This is a genomic window from Nostoc sp. NMS4 (assembly GCF_017115095.1).
Classification (GTDB): Bacteria; Cyanobacteriota; Cyanobacteriia; order Cyanobacteriales; family Nostocaceae; genus Nostoc.
Genome location: NZ_JABXKI010000070.1, coordinates 1 through 9,104, shown reverse-complemented (window position 1 = coordinate 9,104; position 9,104 = coordinate 1). Strand labels below are relative to the sequence as shown.

Genomic DNA, 9,104 nt, shown 5'->3' with positions numbered 1-9,104 from the left:
ATCAGAGAGGAATTATATAGCATTTTATACTACATTCTGAAGTGCGGAATATGGGTAATAAATGTCAAAGATGAGATTTCTTTAGTTAAACTGCAATGTGTGTTGCAAATGCCGATGGTAGAAGTCTGGTTGGGATTATTGCTGGGTGGGTTTACACTAGAACAGCGTGGTGATTTTTATCACAACCATAATGTCTGGGTGAAAAGCTCTCCTTCCTACTACCAATAACAATACATTCGCCATATAAAAGAGTCCGCGATCGCTTACCACTTTCATACACCGAGTTAATTGTTGCATTAAGAATCAAGTTTACTTTTGTTGCTTCCAAACAAGGTTGTATTCTGTTTCAACAGCCGCCAGCAGCTTTGCCTGCAAGGACTATCTAAAAATTTTCCACTAATATTTTGATAATCTGGGGAAGTAGCACAAACAAGGGTACTATATGCTCGGCTTCTGAAGAAGTACCTAAACCTAAATATTTACTAAGACGATGCCACGCTAGGTAATATTTGATTGTACAAAGCCTGGATGTATGGCGTTAACAGTGACTTGAGAATTGTTTAATCGCTGAGAAAGTTCTCTTGCTAAAAGCAATAAACATAGTTTTGAAATGGCATACAATTTTAGGACGGTTAGGCATCACCGAGCCAAAACCTTATTTCAAGGTAATAATTATGGCGCAACAAGTTTTGCGATCACTCAAGTCAGATAAAAGCAACTTACTGAATGAGCGATTATTGTCAAAAAAGCCTTGGTAAATACCTTAATCTTCACTAATCAGCTGTAACAAGGCTTCCGTTGATATCTTGCCACTAATATCAGCACCTTCCAATAAGCTGTCTGCCAAATCTCGCTTGTGGTGGTGCAATTGCACAATCTTTTCTTCAATAGTATCCTTTGCTACTAGACGATAAATAGTAACTGGGCGTTGTTGCCCAATGCGATGGGCGCGGTCTGAGGCTTGGTCTTCCACTGCAGGATTCCACCAAGGGTCTGTATGGATGACATAATCAGCCGCAGTCAGATTCAGTCCTGTACCACCCGCCTTGAGACTAATCAGAAAGACATCTCCTGAACCACCTTGAAATGCATCTACCCGTTTTTTGCGCTCTGCCACGGAAGTGCTGCCATCTAGATATTGATAATTAATACCTTGCTGCTCCAGATAATCTCTGATAATGTGCAAATGGTCAACAAACTGACTAAACACTAACGCTTTATGACGATTTTCCAGCAGTTCACCCAGCACCTCACCAAAAAGTTGCAACTTGGAACTGGGTAATTTAGTGTCAGGCATAACCAAGCTAGGATTACAGCAAGCGCGACGTAATTTCATAATCTCAGCCAAAACTTGCAAATGTTTCTTTCCTGCTTCGGCATCAGTTTCGGTAAGTTTAGATATCGCCTGACGGCGCAAGGCTTCATAGAATGCCTTTTCCTCTCGACTTAACTCTACATGCAACAGAATTTCGGTACGAGATGGCAACTCTTCTAACACCTGATTTTTTGTCCGCCGCAACAGAAATGGTTGAATAAGTTTTTTGAGTTTATTACGTGCAAGTTTATCCTGATATTTTTCAATGGGGGTAGCAAAGCGTTGATTGAAGCTTTCAAAAGAACCCAATAACCCAGGATTAATAAAGCGGAACAAATTCCACAACTCACCCAGGTGATTCTCAATGGGAGTCCCAGTAGTCAGCAACTTAAAATTAGATTTTAGGTTCATGGCTGCCTGAGAACGTTTAGTGGTCATATTTTTAATCGCCTGGGCTTCATCCAGAACAATCGTTTGCCACTGTACACCAGAAAGCATTTGCGCTACTTCTTCCTGCTGTAATAAGCCATAGCTGCATACCAACATATCCAATGGTTGTAAACCATCTAATAATTTTTGGCGGTTAGCACCAGAAAATTGAATAATATTGAGAGTAGGGGCAAACTTCTGCGCTTCACTCACCCAATTCATACACACAGAAGTGGGGGCAATAATTAGGGTTGGCCCTTCATGAGCATTTCTGAGAATAACCGCCAATGCTTGCAAGGTCTTACCGAGTCCCATTTGGTCTGCTAAACAAGCACCCACACCCCAATGTGCCAGACGCGCTAGCCAACAAAAACCCTCCATCTGGTAGTCACGTAGTTCTGCTTGAAGCGTAGATGGCAGTTCCGGCTGGAGGTTTTTCACCTCATGCAGACGCTCTCTATGTGTTTTCCAGTGTTTATCTGCTTTTACCTTACCTACCTCATCAACAAAATCCTCTAACCCTAACGTCGCCAAGGGATGAAAACGAATACCTTTACTATGTTTTTCTGAAAACATCCGCAATTCGTCGAGGCGTTTCCGAAAAGCTTGAGTTAAAGCCAAAAATTGACCATCACCAAGGGGAATAAAACGGCTGGGGGTTTTCTCTAATAGTTCTAGTAGTTGCTGCATATCCAGCACTAGGTCGTTATTCAATTTCAACTCCCCTGTGGCTGCAAACCAGTCTTGCTGACGTTGAATTGATAAATTAAAGTCTTTCAAGTCGGCATTGTGGCTAACACGCAGTTTTTCTCCTTGTGGCCATTCTATGACTACGTTATTTCCCAGCGTTTGAAGTTCTAGCAGCAGTTCTAAACAGGCTTCTGGATCGTCTATAATCCATTCACCATCTTGTTCTTCAGTTTGAGTCAAGGTGGCGCAGGCGGCTACAGCATAGGCGGCAAGTTGCTTCTCTTGGGACAGATTTCGTCTGGTTTGGAGACGTTTACCGTCAATCTCGGCAATTACAGTTTCACCACCTGTACCAGGACGGTAGTAGGGGCCACCTTGGGCAAAGGGGCGCGACAGAAGGCTGATTTTCAAGCCGGCATTGGCAGGTAAAAGGTGAATATGGGGGAGACTCTGGGCGGGTACTTCTTCTGCACCTTCTGAACCGCCACCAATGTCAGAATGTACGGTAACGATGCCAGAGACGGCATTAATGGCTGCTAAAACTTGTTTCTGGGCGATCGCAGGTACATTTAATTTATTATCTATACCAATAATCTCCGCAATGCGTCTGTGTTTGGCAGTAATTTCAATGACTTTGATGCGGGTTGGAGTTTCTTTGATATGCAGAATATTCTGTGATTCTGGTAATTTGGGAGAAAACTCCAAGGTGAGACGGCCAAGTTTTTCTTTTTTAACCAGTAGTTCCGGTTCTCCCTTGACAATTTCTACACGGATAGTGGGTGTATCTTCCCAAAAAACCAACGGGTGTCCAATTAAAGCAGAGATGGCTTTTTCACCGAAGGTATAATCAACTTTGCCGTAATAAGAGCCATCGTTATATGTTTCAATACAACTACATACCCGCATATCTTGGGGTGTGATGTAATCAAACTCAGATAATGCACTGCTTAGACGCTTGAGGGCTATGGGGCGACCTTTACTCCACTCCCCTTTAGCATTAACTTTTTGTTCTCGTGGTTGTAAGACACATCTGCTGGGATAGAAGGTAATGAACCATGCTAAACGCAGTTCGGATTCTGGTTTTCCTGGTGTTTGTGGTTCTTTTTGGAGATTTGCCAGGGCATTGAGGCACATTTCCCAAGCTTCTTGGGGTCGAATTAAGTCTACGATGGTTTGGATCTCGCTATCTTCTCGCAGTGCCTCTGCAAGTTGTTTATAGTTACTGCTAGGTTTGAGTCGGGATAGGAGTTCTGCGGTTTCAATTGCCAACCAGTAATGACCGGAGGCGAGCGATCGCTGATACAATGGTTCCAATAAATTAGGTAAGCGTTTTTTAGCACTTTCTGCATCCATCCAGTAAAGGCATAGTGAACAAAACAATGTTTGTAAGCTATTTTCTTCTTCCACGGAAGAAATATGACCACTGACTACAAATTGTTTTTGGGTAATATCGCCAAGGTGAACTTGTAGTACCATGTTCAGTCTGCCATAAGTGAACCTGAGCCAATGATCCCCTTGACGGGACATCAAACTGGTATGCTCTTCTGCTTCTTTGAGGCGTTGCACTGAACCATCTTTTAACAATGCGAGGATAAAAAATAAGCCCCCAATTGTATTGAAATATATTTGCCGTTTGCCTGTAGCCTTTTTGATCGCTTTCAGGGCATCTGTATAATATTTTATGGCTTGTTCATTTTCACCTCGCAGAAAACTTAACCAACCCCAAAAGATCGCAGCATTATTTTGATATTCATTTGATATGCGCTCCAGACTTTCTTGTGCTTCTTGGGTACAACCCTGTAACAGCAGTTGTTCTGTCAAAATCAGATGTAGATAATCTGAGCAATGTTTTCCAGGTGTAGCGCATTCTTCTTCTAACAGCGTCAACACATCTTCAGAAGCGGATAATTTTAAGGCTGAATTGAAGAGGATACTGGATATACCACTTTCATATAATCCTTGTGGAAGGGTGTTAAACCAATCTGTATCAAATGGATTATTGTATATCTGCTCAAAGATATTTTCTATTACTATTTTTTCTTCACTATCAGCGTACTTCTGATAAGCTTCAATTTGCTGACTAATAAAACTAGGATCTTGACGATAAATACCAATGCGGATTTCTCTGATACACTGGCGCAGACTGGAGAAAATCCGATAATCCCTATTCCAGTGAGTATGTATAGGTAGCTTCTCCTCTACTGCTGTGACAAGGATTTCAAACTGTCCGGTTTGTACAGCATGACGAGTAGCAATTTCTGTGAGTAACGGATGACATTCAGCACCCGATCTACTTTCCTGTATTAAAAAACCTGCTTTTAATAATTTATCAATTTGGGGACTGAGAGTTTTAGTAACCCAAGGTTTATTGTTTTCATCTAAAGCATCAATTTTACTAAGAAAACTTACAAATGAATTTTTGTCTATCGGTGCATAAATTACCGAAAACAACTGAATAATTTTTTGTAGAGAAGGATGTAATTTGAAGTATTTATCCGCAAGTTGTATTTGTAATTTTGTGGTATCAGTTGCTAAATTAATCATACTATTGGTCTGTTAAGTGAAGTTTGAAGGGTAAAGGAACGAACCACAGAGGCGCAGAGGGCACAGAGTCAGAGAAAAAAGAGATGTTTAAGAAGTGTCTCACCCGTCAAAGTTAGCTTGACAGACTACTATTTATTCAGTTCTTTAAATAATTCCATTAATTTACGTTTACGTCCATGAGTCGCTTCTAGTTGTGAGCGATAAGCAGACCATTCAGCTTTTTGTCCTAGTTGGAGATATGCAGCTTTTACTTTTTTGAGCCAATTAACCGCAGCGTCATAACGGTCAGCTTTTCCTTGTTCCATAATTGGTTCTGCCCGTCTGCGAGCGTTATCAATTACCCAATCTGGACGATGGGAAACTGCTACATCCATGACTCGATGAACCAATTCTGAAGCATAATAAATATCTCTTTCTACTGTTCTAATTGCATCATCAATTAATCCTTCATGGAGGAAAATATCAACTTGAGCTTCTTTTATTCCCCAATCTGGCTGATCTCGTAGTGTTTGCAGTAAATCTTGTTTGAGCGTCAACCAAGTTTCTCCTGCATAGTCTTGAATTTTACCATAGTCTCGAAACGATGGTCTTATTTTAAAAGCAATGATGCTGGCAGTTAAGGCAGTGGCATTATCTTCTAATCCTTGGGCTAAATCACTTGTCCAAGTAGCAAATTCGTATAAACAGTTACCTGTTAAATTGATACCAGCTTGGCATATTTCCAATGCTTCAACCAAATACCCATCTTCTCGCAATATTTTTGCTAAGGCAAAACCCTCTTCTGCTCTTTCCATCAGGATTTTAGCCGCAGACATGGCTTCTTCTACTCTTCCCAAAGCGGCTAATTGCGTCAAGTATTGCAGAGTCATTTCTTCTGCTAAAGCTAGATTTAAATACTCTGTGTAACGATTTTGACGTTCAAGAATTTGTAAGCGAATCAGTGCTAAATCATCAGCATAGCTTGGTCGTTCATTTTCCCAAAGTTCTGCGGTATCATCTCCTTGCATAATTTGTTGCAGTGGTTCATAATCCCAACCTTGACGCAATGCTTCTAAGCTCATACTAAAGTCTGCACTGATTTCGTCTTGCCAGGATTCCAACATCAACTGCAAATCTACTATTTCTCCTGTAGACATTTCTGCACACAAAATTGCTTCTGTCCAGACGCTATCAAGAGGTTCTGCGATGGAATAACTGTCTCCACCGTAATCTAGCAACTCGTCCCATTCTTGGGCATAAGTTTCGGTAATAGTTTCGAGAATTGCGATCGCATTATTGCCATCTCCATTTTCTGCTAACTCCCGCGCTTTCTCAATTACAGCCAGCAAATCATCTGTAAATGGGTCATCTTCTGAACCATACTCTAATTCTTTCAATCCATCCCGCAAAATCCGCTTGACATGAGAGCGAAAAGGTGATGTGTCAATTTTGCTTTGGCGGGTAGAAGGCTGTTTTGTTTGCGGTTTTGGCAAGTCTATCAAACTTACAAACTCATCAATATCATCAATTAGTTCTGGTCTATTTTCTACCAGTTCTTGTAATAATCGCTGAGTTTGAAGAATATCAAGCCGATTTAATAATTGTTCTAGGGTTGGACGTTCTTCAATAATCTCTGATTGACGCAAACAGCTTAATAAGGTGGCAACAATATGTTTGCACCATCCATCATAATCATAAGGGCAAGTACAACTTGCTGAGGTAATTCCACCTGCATCAAAACGAATACTGACTTGATATGGTGTAATTTCGCCACCTTCTACCTCTGCTTGAATCAGATTACCTCGTTTTTTTAGATCAGCGATCGCGCCCCTACGGTAATATTCTTCACCACGACTATAGGATGAAGCGTTAGAGTTATGACGTATTATTGCTTCAGAAATTTCTGGAATCGACATAGCACCCAAGTCTTTTATTTTTAGCTTACGCTTAAACCCGGATTTCTCACCACATCTCTCAAAGCCTGTGCTTATGCAGAGGGGCAGGGGAGAGTTCAAATACCAAGTTTTTTCCCCTCTGCCCCTCTGCTCCTTCTTCGCCTCAAGCTTGTGAGAAATGGGGGTTAAACTGCCTTTATGCCGTTGGTGGCTTTGTAGAAACAAAAACATGCGCGACTCCACACTGGCATTGCAGGTATTTTTCACCACTTGGGAGTCAGTGATGATCAACGTCGAGAGAGTGCGGTTTATTACTTAATAACTCCAGAATGCCCTAACTAGCCAAGTTTTGTCGGCAAGGTCACGAGCGACTATTTTAAATTCACCACGGTGGACTTTGGCGATCGCTTTGTTCTTCCTCGGTCAACTCTGTAACTTCAACAGCAGTAACCGTAATCGTTGCTGAAGCTGGATTTTCGTGCGAAGAAGGATCTTTTTTTGCAGAGTTGGTGGCTGGCCATCTGTGAGAGGTTAAGATAATTGCACATTTGTCAAGAGGGTGCAGGAAAAGGGGATAAATCCAGCCTGGAGACTGGTTTTCGGAGATATTTAACCACGCCTAAGTCTTGATTCTCTCTTTCTGCGAAGTACTTAATCGGGTCATCGGCTTTGCCTTTCTCATTTGCAACACTAAAATGGTATAAACAATCGAATTATCATCTCCAAAGAAATGCGGTCAAATGGTAAAGCTAATTCATCAGCTACCGCATCTCCCAAGTCAACTAAGACAGCATAAAATAACCAAGTAGCCCAGACTTGTAGCTTGATACCATTAATAGAACCAGTCCATAAATAACATAGCCCTAGTAAGCGTTTTACTGTGTAGAAAGCTTCTTCAACTCTCCATCTTCGGCGGTATAAATCTGCGACAACATCTCTGAGGTAAAATTTGTGGGTCAAGGACAGAAGTAATATAAGAATAGCTAGTAAAACCCAACTTTTATCTCGATTAAACGTAAAGTCAGTACTGGTGCGCCACCACGACCAGTTCCAAGTTGAATCAATCGATCTTTAAGAGAATGGTCATAGCTAAAAATCTTGAGATATTTAAGAGATGCTTTAGCTTTTAAACGAGTAATAAAATGGACTTCTTGATTAATCAGTTGTTGTAAAAACTGGAAATGATAGAAACCTCTGTCGAGTAAAATTAAAGTCTTAGCAGTCACTAAATTGAGTAATGCAGATTCAAAATTTGTGTCTGAAGCAGCAGGATTAGTGTGAAACTAAGTGTTTAGCAATCGCTTGATTATCTATAGTAGGAGTATGATGTCGATGTGCGTGGTCAGAGTTTTGTTTTGGTCGCTTGGGCATGGTGGTAAACCAAACTTTTCATTAGCTCGTTTGATCATTGAATTTACCTAACAATGTTGCCCACTTCTTGCAAAGTTATTCTGTCGTTACAATACTTTTTCATGCCCTATTTAAGCTGTCAAAGACGTTAAAGTACTTATATTATTGCTGACTGACACCAAACAATTCGCAATTCGCACCATTATCAATTGCGAATTGGTTTGATGCTTCGTCCCTATTGAACCACTGGCGAAAAATCGAATCACGCTGATCGTTAGGGGCAAGAAACCGATAAACGCACTCCCGATTCTCACGCTTACCCAACCGACCGATATAATCGAGTTTCAAATCAATATTGGCAAGTAATTTCTGTGCGATGGCGCTGTTTCGCCTACGGCTGGCGATCGCCAGCCGCAAGCAGAGGCGAAAAATGCTTTTAAAAACCTCTTAGTAAGAAACTTTAGAACTTAAGTTTTTACTTGGGTTGCCACAATGGAGTGATATCAAGGTTTCCAGCAGCAGATACGGCATTTCTAACCTACATCGGTACGGTTTACACACCTTCATTTTTTGTAAAGCTATCGTAACATTTATTTACATAAAGCAATATTTGCTTAACTTAGCAAACTCAAATAAAAGCTATGAACCAACCCATTGAATTATCTTTAGAACAAGAATTTAGCCTTAGAACTTTCTCTGATCAAGTGCAGCAGATGTCCCGTGAACAAGCTCAAGAATTTTTGCAGATGCTGTACAAGCAGATGATGATAAGGGAAAAGACTTACCAAGAATTGCTCAAACATCAGTGGGAAGTTGGTTCAGGTTCAATCTTGGGTTAAAACAAACCGGCTCTTGCGCTACTTTTATGGTAAAAGTTAAAATAATTTAAATTTCATGCCTAT

Annotated in this window: 4 protein-coding genes and 2 pseudogenes; 2 read left to right on the top strand and 4 right to left on the bottom strand. The window is 40.9% G+C overall.

The features are described from left to right. Positions 1-228, top strand: a pseudogene (locus HWQ37_RS03585) (hypothetical protein); the annotation flags it as partial. Between the two features lie 535 nt (positions 229-763). On the opposite strand, the gene HWQ37_RS03580 reads toward HWQ37_RS03585, so the two are convergent. From HWQ37_RS03580 to HWQ37_RS03565, 4 genes and pseudogenes are all read right to left on the bottom strand, one after another. Continuing rightward, a complete protein-coding gene (locus HWQ37_RS03580) occupies positions 764-4,978 on the bottom strand; it encodes a DEAD/DEAH box helicase (protein ID WP_292743869.1) in 4,215 nt (1,404 codons plus the stop codon). Positions 4,979-5,106: 128 nt separating this feature from the next. Beyond that, a complete protein-coding gene (locus HWQ37_RS03575) occupies positions 5,107-6,873 on the bottom strand; it encodes an SWIM zinc finger family protein (protein WP_292743864.1) in 1,767 nt (588 codons plus the stop codon). A gap of 542 nt (positions 6,874-7,415) precedes the next feature. Continuing rightward, positions 7,416-8,135, bottom strand: a pseudogene (locus HWQ37_RS03570) (transposase); the annotation flags it as partial. Positions 8,136-8,364: 229 nt separating this feature from the next. Next, complete coding sequence (locus HWQ37_RS03565; RefSeq protein ID WP_292743861.1) at positions 8,365-8,550, bottom strand: hypothetical protein; 186 nt, start codon at positions 8,548-8,550, stop codon at positions 8,365-8,367. Between the two features lie 293 nt (positions 8,551-8,843). Between HWQ37_RS03565 and HWQ37_RS03560 the strand changes: the two genes are divergently transcribed. After that, positions 8,844-9,041: an NblA/ycf18 family protein gene (locus HWQ37_RS03560; RefSeq protein ID WP_152592007.1), complete on the top strand. Its 198-nt coding sequence runs from the start codon at positions 8,844-8,846 to the stop codon at positions 9,039-9,041. Positions 9,042-9,104: the final 63 nt, after the last annotated feature.

Bases quoted from the DNA above. Each gene is read 5' to 3' on its own strand.
- HWQ37_RS03580 (WP_292743869.1), bottom strand. From the start codon at position 4,978: ATGATTAATTTAGCAACTGATACCACAAAATTACAAATACAACTTGCG.
- HWQ37_RS03575 (WP_292743864.1), bottom strand. From the start codon at position 6,873: ATGTCGATTCCAGAAATTTCTGAAGCAATAATACGTCATAACTCTAAC.
- HWQ37_RS03560 (WP_152592007.1), top strand. From the start codon at position 8,844: ATGAACCAACCCATTGAATTATCTTTAGAACAAGAATTTAGCCTTAGA.